Origin of the sequence: Sphingobacterium sp. UBA1897 (assembly GCF_002337775.1) — a bacterium.
GTDB classification, from domain to species: Bacteria; Bacteroidota; Bacteroidia; order Sphingobacteriales; family Sphingobacteriaceae; genus Sphingobacterium; species Sphingobacterium siyangense.
Map to the genome: position 1 here is coordinate 255,940 of NZ_DDGR01000007.1, position 20,021 is coordinate 275,960.

The window sequence follows — 20,021 nt, forward strand, 5'->3', positions numbered from 1 at the left end:
CGACCTTATGCAAATTATGTTATCGCCACTTAATAACAACAATAATTTAGCGTAATGGTTTGGGATATTACCTGAACAATACTGTATTACCCAAGCGTATAAAATGATCGCATGTGCAAGGATAGCCTCAACGGGAAGCAAGGATACACTGCGCCGAAAATTTCAGCCAACAATCCGCTGCACTTAAATAGAAAAAGATTATAATCAACAAAAAAGCTGCTTCAAATTGATTGAAGCAGCTTTTTTAAAATTATAGACTTAATAAATCCTTAGTTGATTTGTCGCGACAATTCATCGACAAAACGCTTTGCATCATTGAGATCTTTGTTCCAGTCCGCATAACGTTTAGCGGTATTCAATTTTGCAATTTTTGCATTTAGCTTCGCTAGGTTAGCTTGATCTTTTGACTTCTCCAACTTTGCTTTAAGAATGCCGACTTTGGTATAATCTTGAATACCTTCCAACATACGTTCATAACGGATAGAGCTTCTTCCTTGTGGATAAACAATATAAGTGTCTCCCGCTGGCCATGTACGGAACCTTGAATCATGCAGCGGATCTTTCACCCAGGAGTTAAATGCCCAACGTAATGCTCCATCGAAGCCTGCCGCTAGCGCATACCAAGCCATATAGGTGGATTCTGCTGGATCCGAGAACGTGAATTGATTTGGGAATTCGTCCGAACAGCAAACATAAAATGTCGTGATATACCCTTTTTTACGTCGCTCAATGAGATCTTTCTGATCAAAAGGATCTCCAGCGGCAACGCTGATATCGGTACTTTTATGATAGCGTTGGTAGCTTTTGTGATTATCTGCAAATGCAACACCAAATTCGGGCGCTACTTTTTCCAACAATGCTATTGCTGGATCCATTTCCTCCCGGCCTCTTTCATCCATCGCAATATTGGTAATCTTTAACCAGCCCTTTGCGGTAATGTGTTTACTAAAATCCTTTAAGAAAGGCGTCCATAGTTCCTCGAATATAGCTGTACCGGGCTTCGCAATAACATTGACCAGTTCATTTTTACTTTCATCAAAATAATGGACCTCGTTATTCCATGGTAAAAGCGAATAGCAATTGATCTGTTTGTTGACACCCAGGTCCATCATAAAGTTTACCCACCGATCAAAAACAGTATAATCGTAGGTCCAGGAACCGTCTTTTGCCTTCTTCCAGGTGATCATATCCGCATAAGGATCATACGTCTGTACGTTCCAGGCATCCTTATTTAAAGTCGCAGTAATCACTTTTTGCCCTGCAGCTGCAAGTTGTTTCATGGTAGGCTTCAACGCTTCAAAATGCTCATCGCTCCACATTTTTACATTATTGACCCGAGCCACAGCAGAAGGGTGTTGCCATTGATCCAAATGATAAGTCCACTGGGATGCAGGTGGCAGCACATGATTTTGCACATTGACCGTAAGTTGTAACTGTTCCTTTACCTGACCATTTTGCTTAACCGAAATTGTCGTTTTATATTGTCCAGCAGCAGCTTCCTTGGGAACCTTTACGGTAATCCATACAGGACGGACTTTCTTAGCTTCAAGGTCATAGCTTTTCAGATCATCCAACATATCTGCCGAAAGAGAAGCTTTAAAATCTTCTGGTTTACGATGGCCACAACCACTTGCAAATTCGTCAGTCATGACATAACGAACAAAACGTGCTTGTACCGCATCGCTACCGATCACCTTGCCTGTTGTAGACTTTAATTCACTTGCCGATACAGCAACATCTGCTGCGGCAGCACTGGTCCATAACAATACTTGCGCCGATACTTGTTCACCTTTCCAAGCATCCACAGCCGCTGTACGTTGTGTTGTCAGATTTGGATTAACAGATTTGGGATAACGTTTGTCTATCGATACAAACGAAGCATGTAGGCCGGTTTTAACATTCGACCAGTTGGATAAAGTATCCTTTGTGGGATCGGCCATTTCAGTAAATGTTGTCCCTGTAGCAAAACGCTGCTGGGAAAATCCCGGATTACTGCCACAAAATAGCATACAAGCCAGGGCAATAGAAGAATAAATTGTAGTTTTAGGCATAACAGTTATAATTAACAAAACTTTAGCGAAGCGATGATCTTCTTTCCAGCCCAGGAGCAGGGTGCTCGCAGAAAAAAGGCAAACAACTTCTGTTTGCCTTAAAAATACTAAAATTTTATTTATCTATAACTAACTTTGTTCAAAAATTTCAGAAAGTGCTTTATAGAGCTCGGCATGATGGGTCTTGAATTTCGCAGGGTTCTCAAAGAAATATTCAGACGCAACCGCAAAAAACTCAGCTGGATTGGTCATGCCATATACATCAATATCAGATTTATTTTCTTTTATCTTGGTAATTTCTTCCCGTATCAGATTCATAAAAGGAATGACTGAAGCTTTATCCATCAAATGTGTGGGAATGCCATCCACTGTGCCATCGGTTTTATCGATCAAGTGCACAAATTCGTGTATCGCTGTATTCTGTCCATCGTTTGGATTCTTAAAGCCATACTCCAGTGCCGATTTAGACAATATCATTTGTCCATTCATGGCTCCCTCACCCACCATACCCATAATATTGCGGTCAGCATGGCCTTCAAATTCATAGGCTGTATTGAATTGGGAAGGATAAACCATAATATTGGTCAAATTGGGATAAGTCCATTTCTTAAAGGCAAATATTGGAATAATTGCACTGGCGGCAATCATCATATAATCTTTCAGCTCAACCGCTACACCCACACCTTCAATCTTGACCGTATCCAAAAATTTTAAACAGCGGGTTTCAAATTCCGCTTTGTCCGCAGTGGACAGATTGCGGTAATAGGCAACTTCTTTTTCTAGAATTTCCTTGCCTTCGTCGCTTAATACACGTTTAATGGCTTTGCTATTTTTGGCTGTACGATTTAACAGGTAATAAACAACATAAATGGTTACTGGTATAAGCAGTACAATGAATAGTTTTCCTAGCATATTATTTGATCTGTATCCATTTGGGATCCCGAGCCTGCAAATTACGCAAAAAGCCTTTAAAATGTGAGGTTCCAAATAAGATTAAAATCTTTTGCTGTGGAGCGTCAGCAACTAACGAAGCCAGGTTCTCTTCCCTTTTTTTCATGACAAATTCTTTATCAAATTTGTTTTTTAATGCTGCTTTTATAGGTTTGCAGGAATAAGGTTCCTGGAGCGGTGTTTTGTAATCACAATCATCCAGGTTGATCGCACCATACAGGTATTCAAACTCGTCAAGCAATTTATTTTTGGGAATATCCGCATTTACCGCCGTTTCATAATTCACCAGAAAAAAGGAATAATCGGGCTGACTAATGATTCGCTGCCCCAGTTTACGGTACATGGGCGCCCGAAGAACCCGGGAGGTATCGCCCGGTATTTCAATACATTGCTGCAACCCTAGCCGATTGCCTGTAAGCTTTCTAAATTTGCGGTCATATAGATCACGTTGTGCCGCACTATCCACCTGATAAGCGATGCTTTCATAAAAAACAACATAGCCCGAATGTTGAAGAGAATCTACAGCACGCTGGATTTGATCATAGTACACACGTGTACCCAGATGCCGCATTGGAATGTAAACGACTGTTCGATTGCCGTTACGAAGTTCAAATCTACGCGAGGCGTCACGCAAGACACCACTACCTTGAACCATCAATGAGGTATCACAACCTACAAAGACAAACAGTATAAAAAAAAGGGAGATAACCTGTCTCAATTGCATACGATTTCATTATATTAAAATGCTCTTTGCCAGCAAAGACAGTACCATGAAACAATTATTTGACTACCTACCCGTAAATTGAACCTGTAGATTAGCCGTATTTCCCGATACTTCCATTAGAATAACTTGCAATGATAACAATATATTATCTCCCTTGTTCTATAAATTTTATAGGCTTGTCAATCCTATTGTTGTTCCGTTTGGAATAACCGCATTTTTTTTGATAACAACAATGCCATCACAAATGGTATAGGTAGGATGATTGGCATTCAGCAAATGAGGTCCGCCATTGATCCGGACATCGTTGCCGATACGACAATTTTTATCCAAAATAGCATTCTCAATATAACAGCGTTCTCCAACACCCACCACAGGTATATTTTTCCGCTTTGCATCCTCCATATCGACGAGATCCTCATAATAGTCAGACCCCATCATATATGTACCGCGCACCACAGATCCTGTACCAATCCGCGAACGAACCCCCACGACGGAACGGTCTATTTTATCCGCTTGGATAATACAGCCGTCCGAAATGACAGAATTGATCAATGTTGTACCCGAAATTTTAGAAGGTGGCAACATCCTTGGACGGGTGAAAACCGTATTTTTATCAAACAGATTAAAGGCCGGAATATTATCAGTCAAACCAATGTTGGCCTCATAGAAAGAACCTATGGTACCGATGTCTGTCCAATAACCCTCAAATTGATAGCTAAGGACCCTATTCGTATCAATTGCATCGGGAATAATTTCTTTTCCAAAATCCATTCCGCGATTCTCTTCAAGCATACGTTTCAGGACGCCTTTTGAAAAAACATAAATACCCATAGAAGCCAGGTATTCCCTACCCTCACCCTTTAAATGGTCGCTCACTTCTGAACTCCAGTCCACCAGCTGCTCACTATTCGGCTTCTCAATAAAAGAGGTAATGTGATTCTTTTCATCTGATTTCAGTATTCCAAAACCAGTGGCATCTTTGGCGTTTACTGGAATAGTCGCAATGGTCAGGTCGCCTTCGTTTTCGACATGAAAGTCAACCAGGGCATCAAAATCCATTTGATACAGCTGATCCCCCGATAAAATCAGTACATAGTCATAATCAATACTAGCCAGCTTCCGAAACGATCGCCGCACGGCATCTGCCGTACCCTCGAACCATTTATCGCCATCATTGGTCTGTTCGGCAGCCAGGATATCAACAAAGCCCTTACTAAAAATACTAAAGTTGTAGGTATTCTTAATGTGGGAGTTGAGTGACGAAGAATTGAATTGTGTCAACACAAAAATCTTGTTAAAACCCGAATTAAGACAATTCGAGATGGGAATGTCCACCAAGCGATATTTCCCGGCAATGGGAACCGCTGGCTTAGACCGTTGATCGGTCAATGGATACAGACGTGAGCCCCTTCCTCCGCCCAAGACGATAGCTACTACATTATGACGTGACATATCAAATTACATTATTTGGTTATATAGACTTATATACTTCGCTGCAGATTTATCCCAAGAAAAATCCAACTGCATCATTTTACGTTGATTCTCCTCAAACTGCTTTTTACTGTCGTAAAAATTTATAGCCCGAACAATCGCTGCACTAATTTCAGTGATTGTCAAACTATCAAAACCTATACCGTAGCCATCATTTTTCAGATCGATTACCGTATCTTTTAATCCCCCCACCTGATGCACGATCGGCAATGTACCGTACTTCATCGCATAGAGCTGATTAAGCCCACAGGGCTCAACACGGGAAGGCATTAAAAGAAAATCCGCACTGGCATAAAGCCAATGAGCAAGGCTTTCATCATAACCAAAGAACACATCAAAATTATCAATTCCATCATCGACGAGTGATTTCACACGCGACTGGATCGCTGGGTCTCCGGCACCCAGTATAAATATACTTAATCTATCGCGATATTTCTCCGTCAAATCCAAAATTATCTCGGGTAGTAAATCCGCTCCTTTTTCTGTTGCAAATCGGCCGATAAAAACAAGCAGTGGTCGATCTGGATTGATTTTATACTGCTTCGCTAAAGCCTCTTTATTTTTCAATTTGCCGGAAAAAGCTTGTATAACATCATAGTTTTCGAGCAGAGTATAATCAATTTTGGGATCCCAGATTTCCCAGTCAATTCCATTGACAATACCGACAGATTTATTTCGCTCATCATAAAATAGATGCTGTAAGCCATTTGCTTCCACATAAAGCTCTTCCAGGTAGCCTTCAGATACCGTTGTGTAAGCATCACAACATTTAATTAGGGCTGCAAGCGGGTTAATTAAACCATCCCAGTCCAATAATCCCCATTTCCAGCTATCGAAAGCAGGCAACAGAATGGCTTTGCTCCAATGTGTCCAGCCCTGATATTGCCCATTGTGCACGGTGGCTACCGTTTTAACGTCGGCAAGAAAATTATAGTCATTGCTATACTTCATCAAAAAAGGCATCAAACCGACATGATGGTCGTGGCAATGCACGATATCAGGTACTATAGCTTTATCTTTAAACCAAGCCAATACAGCATGTTGAAAGGCGATAAACTGTTCGCCTTCATCGGGATAACAATACACCTCCTGCCGATCGAGTTTGCCAGGAATCTTAATCAAGTAGAGCTCAAAACCGAGTACCTGATGATCTTCCTTATAAACGCCGTAGCTCAGCAATTCAGATCCTTGATAAAAAGTACCTTCATGAACTAGGCTAAAAGCATGATCCCTAACAAAAGGACGATCATACCAGGGCATGACAACCGCCGCCTCCCACCCCAGCTTGGTTTGGTATTTGGGCAGCGCTCCCACCACATCCGCGAGACCACCTACTTTGGCCACGGGATAACATTCTACACTCAAGTGAAATACTTTCATTCTTCTTTTACAGCATGAGATTTAATAACAAGATTTTATACAGGGATACGCTCGCTTTGTTTAATTGGATCAACTTCCTTTACCACGCTCTTTCTTTTCAGAATATATCCGCCAAGCGGAGGCAAATGAAGTTGTGCAGACTGTACTTGGTTCATCCAATGCAGGTGCTCACTATGGACAACGGGATGATGTATACCTGAACCAAAATAAGTCAAATCATCCGAATTCAGCAGCACTTCCCATTCACCGGCGTAAGGTAAACCAATACGGAAATGTTCGCGAACAACAGGCGTTAAGTTAAGTACAACAACCGTATCATCCCAGGAGTCAAATCCCTTTCGCCAATAGACCACAATCGAATTTTCACGATCACCGGCATCTATCCATTCGAAACCTGCAGCATCGAAAGCCTTTTGGTAAAGACTTGGTTGAGCTTTATAAACCGCGTTCAGATCGGCTACAAATCTTTTCATCCCCTGATGAGGCGCAAACTCCAGAAGATGCCAATCAAGCGATTGGTTTACATTCCACTCTGAAGTCTGCCCAAATTCACCGCCCATAAACAGCAATTTTGTTCCCGAAAAAGTATACATAAAGAGGTACAATGCTCTCAAGTTGGCAAACTTTTGCCATTCATCGCCTGGCATTTTATAAATTAGGGACTGCTTTCCGTAAACCACCTCATCATGTGACAACGGCAGCATAAAATTCTCATGGAAAGCATATACTGTCGCAAAGGTGAGTCGATCATGATGATAACTGCGGTTAATCGGATCCTCTTTAAAGTAATCCAACGTATCATGCATCCAGCCCATCATCCATTTCATTCCGAACCCCAATCCACCAGCATACGTTGGCCGACTGACACTCGGCCAAGAAGTAGATTCTTCGGCGATTGTCTGCACATGTGGAAAATGTCCGTAAACGGCTTCGTTCAGCTCTTTTAAAAATTGTACAGCTTCGAGATTCTCATTTCCTCCAAATTCATTGGGAATCCACTCGCCTGCATTTCGACTATAATCCAAATACAGCATAGAAGCTACCGCATCGACCCGAAGTCCATCGATATGAAAACGATCCAACCAATAAAATGCATTACTGATCAAAAAAGAACGCACTTCATTTCGCCCATAGTTAAAAATATAGGATTGCCAATCGGGATGAAACCCTTTCCTGGGATCTTCATGTTCGTATAAGCTCGTGCCATCAAAGCGATAAAGACCATGTGCATCACCCGGAAAATGCGAAGGAACCCAATCCAACAATACGCCTATTCCGGCGGCATGCAGCTCCTCAATCAGATACATGAGATCTTGTGCCGAACCATAACGCGAACTTGCCGCAAAATAACCTGTTATCTGATATCCCCACGAAGGATAATAGGGATGCTCCATTAAAGGCATAAACTCCACATGCGTGAAATTCATTTCCTTCACATAAGATACAAGTGCCACGGCGATTTCGCGGTAGTTGAGCAAAGTATCCGGACTTTCCGGATCCCGCGACCAGGACCCTAAATGTACCTCATAGACCGACCAGGGTTGATCCAGCCTATTTTTAACGGCACGCTCCTGCATCCATTGCTTATCCTGCCACTCGTACCAGGTCGAATGAACAACGGAAGCAGTCTTTGGAGCAACTTCCCACCGAAAGGTAAACGGATCACCTTTCTCGAGTTGCTCACCAGTATAGGTCTGGATAACATATTTATATGTCTCTCCATTGCCAAGCCCCGGAATAAACCCTTCCCAGATTCCGCTACCATCCCAGCGCACAAAGAGCGCGTGATGCTCCTTATCCCAAAAATTGAAGTTACCTGTGACGCATACCGATTTTGCATTTGGAGCCCAAACTGCAAAATAAACGCCTTTTTCGCCATTGACTTCCAGTTCATGTGAACCAAACTTTTCATACAATTTGAAGTGCTTACCCGACTGGAATAAGGCCACATCAAATTCAGAAAAGAGACTGTGCGGAATTACTTGATTGGCCATGTTTAACCCTCTATCAATATGTTATCAAATTCTCGTGCGACATTAATCCAATACCGCCCCTTTTCATCTACTTGTACTTTTGTATCAATACCATCAGTCTTCACCTTCTTCACTTGAAATGGCAGGCCGATCAACTGTAGTTTATATTCTTCGTATCGCTCTGTAAAAAGTCCATCTCGTGTTTGTTTGATCGACAAGGATTCTTTGAGCCCCGAAACCGTAAAGCATTTTTCAAGATAAATATCTTGCTCATACGCAAAGGTGTCGCCATGATCTGAATACACATACGAACGGGTTACGCCTTCTGCGAAGTAAACATTGAGCTGTAGCTCCTCAATTTTCTTTTCACCAGTATATTGCATCACCGGGTATTCAGGGATAACAGATCCCCCGCGAATGAAAATCGGCATTTCATCAATCGGCGTGGCGACCGTATGTTCCTTACCGCCCACGTAGATTTCATTATTGAAATAATAGAACCAAGTGCCCTCGGGTAGATAGACAATCTTGCTTTTCTGTCCTGGCTGCAATACCGGGGAAACCAATATTTTATCCCCAAAACAGAATTCCTCCTCACGTTGCCAGTTGGTCGGTATATGCTGCTCGACCATGGAAATCGGGCGTAATATTGGAAAACCATACTTGGTCTGCTCCCAGAAACAGGTATAGATATACGGCAACAACTTATACCGGAGTTCGATAAATTTCCGATTGATCTTTTCCCAATCTTCCCCAAAACTCCAGGGCTCCCGGTCGCGGGTATCGCCGGCAGAATGCACACGCATAAAGGGCGAGAAAACGCCAAATTGCATCCATCGTGTAAATAACTCGCCGTCGGGTTCGCCCGTAAATCCACCGATATCTGTTCCGCAGAAGGACATCCCCGAAGTCGATAGACGCTGCAATTGCAAGGTTCCCAGCTTGAGGTGTTCCCAACTCGCCAGATTATCGCCGGTCCAAACCGACGAATAACGTTGTGTACCCGCATAAGCCGCTCGGGTAATGGTAAATGGGCGCTTATTTTTATACAATTTCTTTAAGCCATCATAGGTAGCACGGACCATCTGCATGCCATAGACATTATGTGCCTTACGATGTGACCCCCGATGGCCGTCGTATTGGTGACGTACATCGTCGGGGAATGTTCCGCGGCCAAATACCGCCGGCTCATTCATATCGTTCCAGAAGCCTGCAACACCATCTTCCACAAGCCCCTGGTATAATGTGCCCCACCATTGGCGAACCTCCGGATTGGTAAAATCAGGAAATTGACAACGTCCGGGCCACACAAATCCTTCCATAAAATAATCGTCCCCTCGACGACAAAAATATTTATTCTCTTTTCCTTCCCTGAACACCCAGTAGTTCTCATCAACCTTAATACCCGGATCGATCATCACCACGGTTTTAAAACCATCATTGGCCAAATCGCTGATCATGTTTTTAGGATTAGGAAAATACTGTTTATTCCAGGTAAAACAGCGGTATCCTTCCATGTAATCGATATCTAGGTAAATAGCATCACATGGAATCTGTCGCTTCCGAAACTCCTCAGCAACCTTCCGGACATTCGCTTCGGGATAGTAGCTCCAACGACACTGGTGGTAGCCAATTGCCCACAAGGGTGGCAGGTAATGCGTACCTGTCAACGTATGATAACGACGGATAACATCGATAATATGCGGACCATGGATATAATAGTACTGCAGTTCCCCGCCTTCGGACCAAAAGCTTGTTTTTCCCGGATCTTCCGCAGCGAAATCAAAATACGTTTTAAAGGTATTGTCAAAGAAAATCCCATAGGCCTCACCATCTTTTAAGCCGATGTAAAATGGAATAGTTTTATACAATGGATCTTGATCGTAAGCAAAAGCATAGGTATCTGAATTCCAGTTTTTAAGCCTTTTACCTCTCAGATTCAATTTAGTGGCCTTGTCCCCAAGTCCATAAAAAGCTTCATTTTCAAAGGCCACTTTCGTGCTATATACATAGTACCCTCCAAAATCAGGATTTTCCTCCCAGTGCATCGGTGCCAAATCAGCGTTAAACAGCTTCCCTGAACGATCAGCAAAAGAAATCAAAAAGTCATTCTTATTGATCTTACAAGAAATTGTATTCGTATGAACCAGATAATGGTCAGTCTCTTCCTTACATTGATGTATACTAACACGATGATCTTTCTTGGCCAAGGCATAGGAAAAATCCTCCAAAAAAGTCCCTTGTGGAGCCAGCCGAACCCTGACGATCTCGTCCGTGACGATCTTAATTTCTACCTTGGCTTTGCCGTCAGAAAAATAATAGGACTTATCGTTTTGATTGTGGGCTACTATGGTTTCAAGGTATTTCTTTTCAATTTTAGGTAAATCCAATACCGGATTATTCACATGATGCATACTCTCCAAAGTACCATCATTTTCCTCCTCATTTAGTGTGGTTTGATTTAGGTTGTCGTCTTCAAGCATAGTTGTAATATGTTAAAAAGTTTCTGAAGGCTTAATTCCTCTTTAAGATAGAAAATTAATCCTGCGCTGACAACAAAACACAAAAAAAAATCCCGCCTATCGGGATAGACGGGATTTTTTTCAATACCTGTGGATAAAGTTCTACAGCTTACTTAATGAAATGCGCACGAAGCATCCAAGCCATCTTCTCATGCTTTTCTAATAATCCGACCAAAAAGTCCTCCGTACCATTATCTGCAGTTCCTTCAACCACGGAAATATCGGCACGAATTGACATCGCTATAGATTCATGGTCAGCCAACAATTCCTTGTAATAGGACTGACTGTCGGTTTTTTCTGAAGTAGACTCCGTTAAACGAGTCAATTTCAAATATTTATCAAAGGTACCTACCGCATAATGCCCTAAAGTACGTACACGTTCTGCTACTTCATCGATCACTTCAGCTAGTTCATCGTATTGTGATTCCAAAAATAAGTGAGCAGCATGAAAATCCGCACCTTCCACATTCCAATGCGCGTTGCGCGTTTTCATGTAGATAATGTGTTCATCTGCCAACAGCACATTTAGCAACTTTGCAACTTTTTTCAAGTCCGCATCTTTAATTCCAATTGAAGTTTTCATATGTATATTCTTTTGTTAACTATATGTTTTAAATGCTTAGTTAAATTTACCCAAAAATGCGGTAAAAACCAAATAAAAAGCCACTCAAATTCACAATAATTACCTCAACCCATTATGCCAAAACCGACTTGTATATCGTATAGCTGCAAAGAGTTTGCTATACTGAAAAAATGAAAATACCGAAGCTGGAGTGACCTTGATCTTTGTCGACAGCAATTAAACCTAAACAGTATCTTATATACGAAACATTTTAAACAAAAATCGATCAAGCTATTATTTAAAGCACATAATGTTGTATTTTTGCGAACATCTTTATTTTGAGGGAGCGCTGCGGACAAAATGGACAACAATACATATTTTCATCAATTCAAACAGGATATTTCAGCTATTGAACTTCCGATACGATTTACTTTTCCATTTTGCTATGAACCGCACCCCCTTGCCGTCACTGCCGCACAAGAACTCCAATACTACATCGAAACCCAAAGCGATTGGACCCACAATTTTGGCCTAGACGCCGCCGTGGAGGGACTCGCTATTGGAAAAATGTTCGGTGTACTGGTTGTCAGAAACCAACATAATGAGCTTGGCTACCTTGCCGCTGTTTCGGGAAAACTGGCCGGAAGCAACAAACACCGGCATTTTGTACCTCCCATCTTCGATATGTTGGAAGAAAACAGTTTTTTCCTAAACGAAGAGGTGCATCTCAATGCGCTGAACCGAAAAATAGAAAATCTTGAAGCAAGTGAAGAGCTGGCAAACGCCCAACGTAATCTTGGTCTATTAAAAAACGGATGGGATAAATCACTCGATGAACTAAAATCGAAATTGAGAATTCAAAAGAAGGAACGCAAAGAAACCCGTACAAAATTGAAGGTCACTTTATCGGATGCGGAGTACGAGTTATTGATGGAAGACATGCGGAGCCAGAGTTTAAAAGACAAACAACAGCTTCAACGTTTTCAATATGAAATGCATTTGGCCCTGGAGACAGAAAGTAACCATTTACACCAATTGCTATCGACGATTACTGCGCTAAAAGAGGAACGTAAAATGCGCTCAGGAAATCTTCAAAAACAGCTTTTCGAACAATATAATTTTCGCAACGCAAAAGGGCAACACAAAAATGTAGTCGGCATATTCGATGAATTTGACCGCACAACACCGCCTGCCGGATCGGGGGAATGTGCAGCGCCAAAATTGCTGCAATATGCTTATGAAAACCAGTTAACACCCCTTGCTCTGGCCGAATTCTGGTGGGGCTGCTCACCTGCATCTGAAATACGCAGGCACAAAAACTACTACCCTGCCTGCCGCAAAAAATGTGAACCGATTTTAGGGTATATGCTCGAAGGCTTGGTCGTAGATCCCAATCCCATGCAACAGGAAACGACTTTGGATATAGCACTTCCTCAAATTTACGAAGATGAGGATATCATCATTATCAACAAACCGGCCGAATTTCTGTCTGTCCCCGGAATATATGTAAAGGATTCGGTCTACAACCGTATTCTTCAACGCTACCCAAATGCGGGACCGATTATTATCCACCGCCTCGACATGTCTACATCCGGCTTGTTGGTTGTTGCCAAAAACAAAGAGGCGCATAAATTTATTCAGGATCAATTTATACAACATACCATCAAAAAAACATACATTGCTTTACTGGATGGTATTATCGAAGCCGCATCAGGTTTGATCGATCTCCCACTTCGCGTAGATCTGGATGATAGACCCCGGCAAATGGTCTGCTATACTTATGGCAAGCCAGCGCAGACAAAATGGGAAAAAATTGCGATAGCGAATAATCAAACGAGGGTCAGGTTTTACCCCTTGACTGGCCGCACCCACCAGCTTCGCATGCATGCCGTTCATCCAAATGGCCTAAATACACCTATTGTTGGTGACGATCTCTATGGCAGAAAAGCCAATAGATTACACCTCCACGCAGCTTCAATTACCTTTATTCATCCTCGTTCCAAGCAAGAAATGACCTTCGAAATCGAGCCAGATTTTTGATAGCGCTGACTATATCGTTACAAAAGTCAGCAAATAAAGCAGCGGAAAATCATCGCCAAGTCAAAATGTAATGTAAAATTTATTGACCCAAATCAATAATTTAACATAAAAACCTAATAAACAACTGTTTACAAAGAAATGTAATTCGATTACTTTCCTTTATTACATTACAATAAAATTTTAATTATTCTTAATTTTTTATTTCCTTTGTTCACTGATTTTTTGATTTTAATACCTATAAAGTCAAAAATAAAGTAGAAACAGGAAAACAATTTTGAATTTTCAAGATTATAGCAATATAATGAGAGCTAAAATAAACGCAACAACCTTCATAACTAAACTCTTTTTTTCGATAACGCTCGTGCTAACGGTGTCTATGGCTTTTGCCCAAAACAAAACCGTAACCGGCACCGTTAGAGATGCAAAGACCAAGAATCCTATACCCTATGCTACCGTAGCCGTTGTTGGCGCACCGGCTTCTGCTGGAACCACAACATCGACCAATGCAAATGGTGAATACAAACTTGTCTTTCCAACATCTTATGTAAAAATCAGAGCAAGTTACATTGGTTATGACAGCAAAGACGCTTTTGTTACGAATGATGCCACGCAAACAAAAGAAATTCTGATGGATCAACAGGACAACATGCTGGAAGAAGTTGTCGTCAAGGCCAAAAAGAAAAAATACAGCAACAAAGATAATCCTGCTGTCGCATTGATCCGAAAAGTCATCGAGAATAAGGAAAAAAACAGACTTTCAGGGCAACAATATGCTGAATTTGACCAATACGAGAAGATGTCTTTAGGATTAAGCAATCTATCGGAGAAATTTGTCAATAAAAAAATATTCAAAAACTATCAATTTCTTTTTGAAACGGACGACTCGGCTAAAACTGCCAACAAATATGTTTTGCCTGCTTTCATTGAAGAAAAAATGTCCAAGGTATATTACCGTAAAGATCCAAGCAAAACCAAACAGTATATCCTTGGTGACCAACGTGCGCAATTTGATCCAAGATTTATTGACAACGATGGTCTGACAGCCTATTTCAATAAATTGTACGAACAAGTTGATATTTATGACAACAACATTTCATTGGTTACCAATCAGTTCTTAAGTCCGATTGCAAACTCCGCACCTACTTTTTATAAGTTTTTTATTACGGATACGATTAAGACTGTACAACCTTGGTTGGTCGAATTAAGCTTCTTTCCACGCAACAAGGCGGACATGTTATTCAAAGGTCAACTGTACGTTACTTTAGACGGCAATTATGCCGTGCAGGGCGCCAATATGACTGTTGCTGATGACATTAATCTAAACTTTGTCCGTGACCTTCAGATACAGCTTAAATTTGAGAAAGACAGCAAAAGTCGCTTCTACCTAAAAACAAGCACCCTGGGTATTGATTTTTCTTTAACGGAAAAAGGCATGGGAATACGTGGAAGCCGAACAGTGGATTACAACAATTACAAAGTCGGCATTCAGCAACCTGATAGTACCTATGATGGTCCGTCTACGGTTATTGCCTATAACGTCGAAAATAAGAAAGCGACAAAATCCTTATTTGAAACACAACGACCGCTTGCCCTTGCGCAAAACGAACTGAACATCTATCATAATATTGATACATTACAAAAGATCCCTTCATTCCGTTCGTTCATGGATATCGCCGCGTTATTGCTGTCAGGATACAAACAGGCTGGCCCAGTTGAAATCGGCCCAGTCAATACATTCTATAGCTTTAACCCCGTAGAAGGTTTCCGTTTACGTGTCGGCGGACGTACGACAGAATCGTTAAGCAAGCGTTTCTATGCTGAAACTTATGCGGCCTATGGTTTTAAAGATCAGAAATGGAAATACTTTTTCAGTGGAACTTATGCGTTCAACAATAAATCAGTATACTCCTTCCCGATGCACTACATCAGGGCCTCTTATAAAAAGGATACGAAGATTCCTGGACAAAAACTGGAATTTATTCAAGAAGACAACTTCTTGCTATCTTTCAAACGCGGAGATAACGACCGTTACATCTATGAGACAAATTATGGCTTAGAGTATAAAAAAGAATTTTTAAATCACCTGGCTATTGGCGCTGCTTTCAATATCAACAGACAAACACCTGCTGGAAGTCTGACTTACCAAATGGTTGATGCCAACAATGAAAGTAGACTGTTCAATGAACTGAACTCGACCGAAGTGTCTGTAAATTTCAGATACGCTCCGCATGAAGAGTTTTATCAAGGAAAGATTTACCGGACACCTATATTCAATCAATATCCGATCTTCACGTTCAATTATACCGCTGGAATCAAAGGATTAGCGAAGGGTGAATACAATTACCACAACTTTAATCTTGGTGCATTCAAGCGCTTTTATTTGAGTCAATTTGGCTATGCCGACGTGACCGCAGAAGGAAATTATATTGCCGGTAAAGAGATCCCTTTCCCTTTCTTGACGATCCACCGTGCCAATCAGACCTATGCTTATCAATTAAATTCATACAACTTAATGAACTTCCTTGAGTTTGTCAGTGATCATAATGCCTCATTGAACGTGCAGTATTATATGAACGGTTTCCTTTTGAACAAGATTCCGTTGATCAAAAAACTTAAATTACGTGAGGTATTTAGCTTCAAAGGAGTATACGGTGGACTGCGTAAAGAAAACAATCCCGACGACCCTAACTATGGTTCAAAGGTATTCACTTGGCAGCACAATGCGGATGGCACACAAAGCTCCTATACGTTCGGTTCAGAACCTTATATGGAAGCTAGTATCGGTCTATCCAACATCTTTAAAATATTACGTGTAGACTACGTAAAACGTCTAAATTACCTTGATCACGTCGATGCACCAGCCTGGGGTATTCGTGCTCGGGTCAAATTTGACTTCTAATAGTTTCCATAAATTTATAGTATAATTTGAAGCTCTGTTCATACAAATGACAGGGCTTCTTTTTTTGCCTTATGCTTCCGCAACATCAGCTCCACCACCACCATCGCCACCTGGAGGATAAGTTGGAAAATAAAATGGTAGTGACGGATATGAAGGCTGCGACGGCGAAAAGCCTGGATTATTTGGTGGGGGCGGCACATTCACCTCAGGTAGGGTTCGGGGAAAGATTCGTACCTGCTTCGTACCTGCTTCGGACAAGCAACAGATATTGAACAGGTGCTGTACAGTTGTTGAACAGACCCCGAACAGGAAATATCTGGTCAGGGTTTGGTCAATATATGTTGCAAGATTGTCCCCGTCCGAAGCTGGTACGAACACAATACGAAGACAATACGAAGACAGCCCCACTGCATAAGCCCTGGAGACACAAAAAGCGATATTTTATCAAAAAAAATCCCCCTTGCACATAACAAGGAGGATAAAATTAGAATATGACGATGGTTAGTTTTTATGTTTAAATGCATCCACACCACTTTGCAGGAATGCCTTGTACTCTTCTACATTGTAGTTGGCACCGCTCTGAGGCACCAGTTTTTTGCCCGTCGGATCGACAATTACATACAGTGGCTGTGAATTGCTATCGAATGTGGCAGCTTGAAAATCGCTATTTTTCTTACCGATTGTATTGATCTTTTTGCCGCTATATTTGGAAACAAATTGTTCATTGGCAGCCAGCTCGGTCTTATCATCCACAAAAAGTTCAGCCATAACAAACTCTTCTTTTAGTAATTTGGCCACAGCTTGGTCTGTCCAAACATTCGCTTCCATTTTACGACAATTGACACAATTCCAACCCGTAAAATCAATTAAAACAGGCTTGTTTAATTCTTTAGCTGTAGCCAATGCCTGTTCATAATCATAATAAGGATCGAATCCTTTTGGCGTGCCTCTTTCATGAAAAATTTCAGCATATTTTTTCACCTTCCCGTCTGAATGTACAGCAGCACCAGCACTTACACCCGAAGAAAGATCAAAGTCTTGTGTTGCCGATGGTGGTAAAAAAGCAGAAATCGATTTTAAAGGCGCCCCCCATAAACCGGGCACCATATAGACCACAAAGGAAAAAACAACAATTGCCAAGATCGTTCTGGGAACAGATAGGAATTTCAGCTCACTGTCATGAGAGAACTTTATCTTGCCAATCAAGTATAGACCCATCAAAGCAAAAATAGCAATCCATAGCGACAGAAACACCTCTCTATCCAACCAGTTCCAGTGGTAAGCTAAGTCGACATTGGATAAAAATTTCAAAGCTAAAGCGAGTTCCAAAAATCCCAAGACTACTTTTACACTATTCAGCCAACCACCGGATTTCGGCAAGGATTTAAGCATGGAAGGAAACATGGCGAACAAACCAAAAGGAATGGCCAGAGCAATGGAGAATCCCAACATCCCAATTGCTGGACCTAATCTTTCCCCTTTCGAAGCTGCCTCAACCAACAACGTCCCAATAATCGGTCCTGTACAAGAAAATGAAACCAATGACAAGCTGAAGGCCATAAAGAACAAGCCGACCAAACCACCTTTATCTGATTTGGCATCCATTTTATTGACAAAGGAGCTTGGTAAAGTAATTTCAAATGCACCAAAAAAAGATGCCGCAAATCCAACCAACAACAAAAAGAAAATGAAGTTGAATATGCCGTTAGTCGAAAGCGCATTGAGTGCATCAGATCCGAATGCGATCGTGATAATCATCCCCAAAGCAACATAAATCACAATAATAAATAATCCATACAACAGGGCTTTACTGATACCACTGGCACGACTTCCCGACTGTTTCGTAAAATAACTCACCGTCAGGGGTAGCATCGGAAAAATACAAGGCATCAATAATGCTGCAAAACCGCCTATAAGGCCTGCAATAAAGATACTCCACAATGATTTCTTTTCTGCCCCAGCAGCTTTTTCACCTGTTGCTACTGCCGCTACTGTGGTCTTGTTCGAGTCGGCCTTTACGGTAACGGTATCCGGAGATTCCTCAAAAGATAGTGAATCGGGACTGATCGTACCATCCGTAAACTCAAGCCCCTCCAACTTGTTTGTTGTTGTATCCGCTTGGGCAAACATGGCCACAGGCGCTATCAGCAACATGAGAAGGATAAATAATTTGAAATTGACTTTCATTTTGTGTTATTCTTAGGTATATATTGGTTTTTGAATAAATGAAACCCGAGGAGCTAGAGACTCCCCGAGTTAACTATAAACATATGAAACTAAATCTTTTTAAGCGCCAAATACCGGATTTGGCAGTCTACAGATCGGTTGAAAACCCGAAAAATCAACGTCTGTAGAAAGATATCCTTCTTTTACCGGCTCGTCTTTCACCAAATCAGTACTTAGGTATTTTTTGTTATCATCACAAAGTAGCGTCACCACAATAGCCTCATCACCCAGCTCCTGTTGTAATTTAATCGCTCCGATTACATTTGCTCCGGAAGAGATACCAACAGCCAATCCCAACTGGCGCGATAGTTTCTGCGCCATGATAATGGAATCACCATCATTCGCACAAACCACTGTATCGAGTTCATTTAAATCCACAATAGCAGGAATAAACTCATCCGATATTCCCTGAATACGGTGTGAACCTACTTTATGTCCTGTAGTCAAAGTTGGACTTTCTGCCGGTTCCAGCGGATGTACACGGACATTTGGGTTTACTTTTCTTAAGCTTCTACCCACACCCATTACCGTACCACCAGTTCCCACACCAGCAACAAAAGCATCGGCAACTAAGCCCTGTTCTTCCAGTTGCTTTACAATTTCGTACCCTGTAGTTTTCTCATGCGCTTCGGCATTATATTGATTCTCAAATTGCCGTGGAAGAAAAACACCGCCTTTTGCAGCAAGCTCTTCACTTAAACGAATACTTCCTAAAAAACCACCTTCTTCCCTGCTTATCAACTGAATATCCGCCCCCATACTTCGAATAATATCGGTACGCTCCTTACTCAGCCAGTTGGGCATAATAATCTTTACTTGATGACCAAGCGCTTTGCCGATTGCTGAAAAAGCAATCCCTGTATTTCCACTCGTAGCTTCAATAACGACATCAGTCGGGCGAATCTGACAATTCATATACGCTTTGTATAGAATATAAAGAGCCATCCTATCCTTAATGCTACCGGTCAGATTGTAGTTCTCACATTTCACGAAAATTCGCCCCGGCTTACCTTTGTAAGTATACTGTAGTTCCAACATCGGCGTATTTCCAACTAATCGCCACAGATGCTTGAATCTCTTGTCCAACGCAGGTGACAAACACGCACTTAATAATTCTTGTTCAGCCATTTCTTATAAATGATTATTCTGTTGCAAAATTGACCATTGACAAGATAATATTCAATACATCATTATAATTTCAA

General features: G+C 41.5%; 13 protein-coding genes. 3 read left to right on the forward strand and 10 right to left on the reverse strand.

The window, feature by feature from the left end:
* Positions 1-269 precede the first annotated feature (269 nt).
* The 8 genes from B4N43_RS06445 to B4N43_RS06480 all read right to left on the reverse strand — a co-directional run bounded on the left by B4N43_RS06445 (position 270) and on the right by B4N43_RS06480 (position 11,675).
* Positions 270-2,051 (reverse strand): DUF4091 domain-containing protein, encoded by a 1,782-nt coding sequence (locus tag B4N43_RS06445; RefSeq protein WP_201670706.1) that lies wholly within the window; start codon positions 2,049-2,051, stop codon positions 270-272.
* A gap of 129 nt (positions 2,052-2,180) precedes the next feature.
* Entirely contained in the window at positions 2,181-2,963 is a 783-nt protein-coding gene (locus B4N43_RS06450) for a zinc-dependent peptidase (protein ID WP_286733625.1), read from the reverse strand.
* Between the two features lies 1 nt (position 2,964).
* Positions 2,965-3,726: a hypothetical protein gene (locus tag B4N43_RS06455; RefSeq protein WP_088161069.1), complete on the reverse strand. Its 762-nt coding sequence runs from the start codon at positions 3,724-3,726 to the stop codon at positions 2,965-2,967.
* A gap of 168 nt (positions 3,727-3,894) precedes the next feature.
* A complete protein-coding gene (locus B4N43_RS06460) occupies positions 3,895-5,178 on the reverse strand; it encodes a glucose-1-phosphate adenylyltransferase (protein ID WP_075992008.1) in 1,284 nt (427 codons plus the stop codon).
* Positions 5,179-5,184: 6 nt separating this feature from the next.
* Positions 5,185-6,597 carry a glycogen synthase gene (locus B4N43_RS06465; protein ID WP_286733628.1) on the reverse strand — a complete coding sequence of 471 codons (1,413 nt, stop codon included), beginning with the start codon at positions 6,595-6,597 and terminating at the stop codon, positions 5,185-5,187.
* Positions 6,598-6,632: 35 nt separating this feature from the next.
* A complete protein-coding gene (gene glgB / locus B4N43_RS06470) occupies positions 6,633-8,591 on the reverse strand; it encodes a 1,4-alpha-glucan branching protein GlgB (protein ID WP_286733629.1) in 1,959 nt (652 codons plus the stop codon).
* A 2-nt stretch (positions 8,592-8,593) separates the two neighbouring features.
* Positions 8,594-11,053, reverse strand: a complete 2,460-nt coding sequence (locus tag B4N43_RS06475) for a glycoside hydrolase family 31 protein (protein ID WP_376749010.1) — start codon at positions 11,051-11,053, stop codon at positions 8,594-8,596.
* 148 nt (positions 11,054-11,201) lie between these two features.
* On the reverse strand, positions 11,202-11,675 hold the full coding sequence (locus B4N43_RS06480; protein ID WP_201664852.1) for a Dps family protein: 474 nt from the start codon (positions 11,673-11,675) through the stop codon (positions 11,202-11,204).
* A 339-nt stretch (positions 11,676-12,014) separates the two neighbouring features.
* Here B4N43_RS06480 and B4N43_RS06485 point away from each other — a divergent pair, with 339 nt between their 5' ends.
* The 3 genes from B4N43_RS06485 to B4N43_RS06495 all read left to right on the forward strand — a co-directional run bounded on the left by B4N43_RS06485 (position 12,015) and on the right by B4N43_RS06495 (position 16,865).
* Positions 12,015-13,694 carry an RluA family pseudouridine synthase gene (locus B4N43_RS06485; protein ID WP_286733630.1) on the forward strand — a complete coding sequence of 560 codons (1,680 nt, stop codon included), beginning with the start codon at positions 12,015-12,017 and terminating at the stop codon, positions 13,692-13,694.
* Between the two features lie 301 nt (positions 13,695-13,995).
* Complete coding sequence (locus B4N43_RS06490; protein WP_244294377.1) at positions 13,996-16,593, forward strand: DUF5686 and carboxypeptidase-like regulatory domain-containing protein; 2,598 nt, start codon at positions 13,996-13,998, stop codon at positions 16,591-16,593.
* A gap of 71 nt (positions 16,594-16,664) precedes the next feature.
* Positions 16,665-16,865: a hypothetical protein gene (locus B4N43_RS06495; protein WP_145327462.1), complete on the forward strand. Its 201-nt coding sequence runs from the start codon at positions 16,665-16,667 to the stop codon at positions 16,863-16,865.
* A gap of 229 nt (positions 16,866-17,094) precedes the next feature.
* On the opposite strand, the gene B4N43_RS06500 is transcribed toward B4N43_RS06495, so the two are convergent.
* Positions 17,095-18,780: a protein-disulfide reductase DsbD family protein gene (locus tag B4N43_RS06500; RefSeq protein WP_286733633.1), complete on the reverse strand. Its 1,686-nt coding sequence runs from the start codon at positions 18,778-18,780 to the stop codon at positions 17,095-17,097.
* 99 nt (positions 18,781-18,879) lie between these two features.
* Positions 18,880-19,947, reverse strand: coding sequence for a PLP-dependent cysteine synthase family protein (locus B4N43_RS06505; protein ID WP_286733634.1), 1,068 nt, complete (start codon positions 19,945-19,947; stop codon positions 18,880-18,882).
* Positions 19,948-20,021: the final 74 nt, after the last annotated feature.

Bases quoted from the DNA above. Each gene is read 5' to 3' on its own strand.
- B4N43_RS06445 (WP_201670706.1), bottom strand. From the start codon at position 2,051: ATGCCTAAAACTACAATTTATTCTTCTATTGCCCTGGCTTGTATGCTA.
- B4N43_RS06450 (WP_286733625.1), bottom strand. From the start codon at position 2,963: ATGCTAGGAAAACTATTCATTGTACTGCTTATACCAGTAACCATTTAT.
- B4N43_RS06455 (WP_088161069.1), bottom strand. From the start codon at position 3,726: ATGCAATTGAGACAGGTTATCTCCCTTTTTTTTATACTGTTTGTCTTT.
- B4N43_RS06460 (WP_075992008.1), bottom strand. From the start codon at position 5,178: ATGTCACGTCATAATGTAGTAGCTATCGTCTTGGGCGGAGGAAGGGGC.
- B4N43_RS06465 (WP_286733628.1), bottom strand. From the start codon at position 6,597: ATGAAAGTATTTCACTTGAGTGTAGAATGTTATCCCGTGGCCAAAGTA.
- glgB (WP_286733629.1), bottom strand. From the start codon at position 8,591: ATGGCCAATCAAGTAATTCCGCACAGTCTCTTTTCTGAATTTGATGTG.
- B4N43_RS06475 (WP_376749010.1), bottom strand. From the start codon at position 11,053: ATGCTTGAAGACGACAACCTAAATCAAACCACACTAAATGAGGAGGAA.
- B4N43_RS06480 (WP_201664852.1), bottom strand. From the start codon at position 11,675: ATGAAAACTTCAATTGGAATTAAAGATGCGGACTTGAAAAAAGTTGCA.
- B4N43_RS06485 (WP_286733630.1), top strand. From the start codon at position 12,015: ATGGACAACAATACATATTTTCATCAATTCAAACAGGATATTTCAGCT.
- B4N43_RS06490 (WP_244294377.1), top strand. From the start codon at position 13,996: ATGAGAGCTAAAATAAACGCAACAACCTTCATAACTAAACTCTTTTTT.
- B4N43_RS06495 (WP_145327462.1), top strand. From the start codon at position 16,665: ATGCTTCCGCAACATCAGCTCCACCACCACCATCGCCACCTGGAGGAT.
- B4N43_RS06500 (WP_286733633.1), bottom strand. From the start codon at position 18,780: ATGAAAGTCAATTTCAAATTATTTATCCTTCTCATGTTGCTGATAGCG.
- B4N43_RS06505 (WP_286733634.1), bottom strand. From the start codon at position 19,947: ATGGCTGAACAAGAATTATTAAGTGCGTGTTTGTCACCTGCGTTGGAC.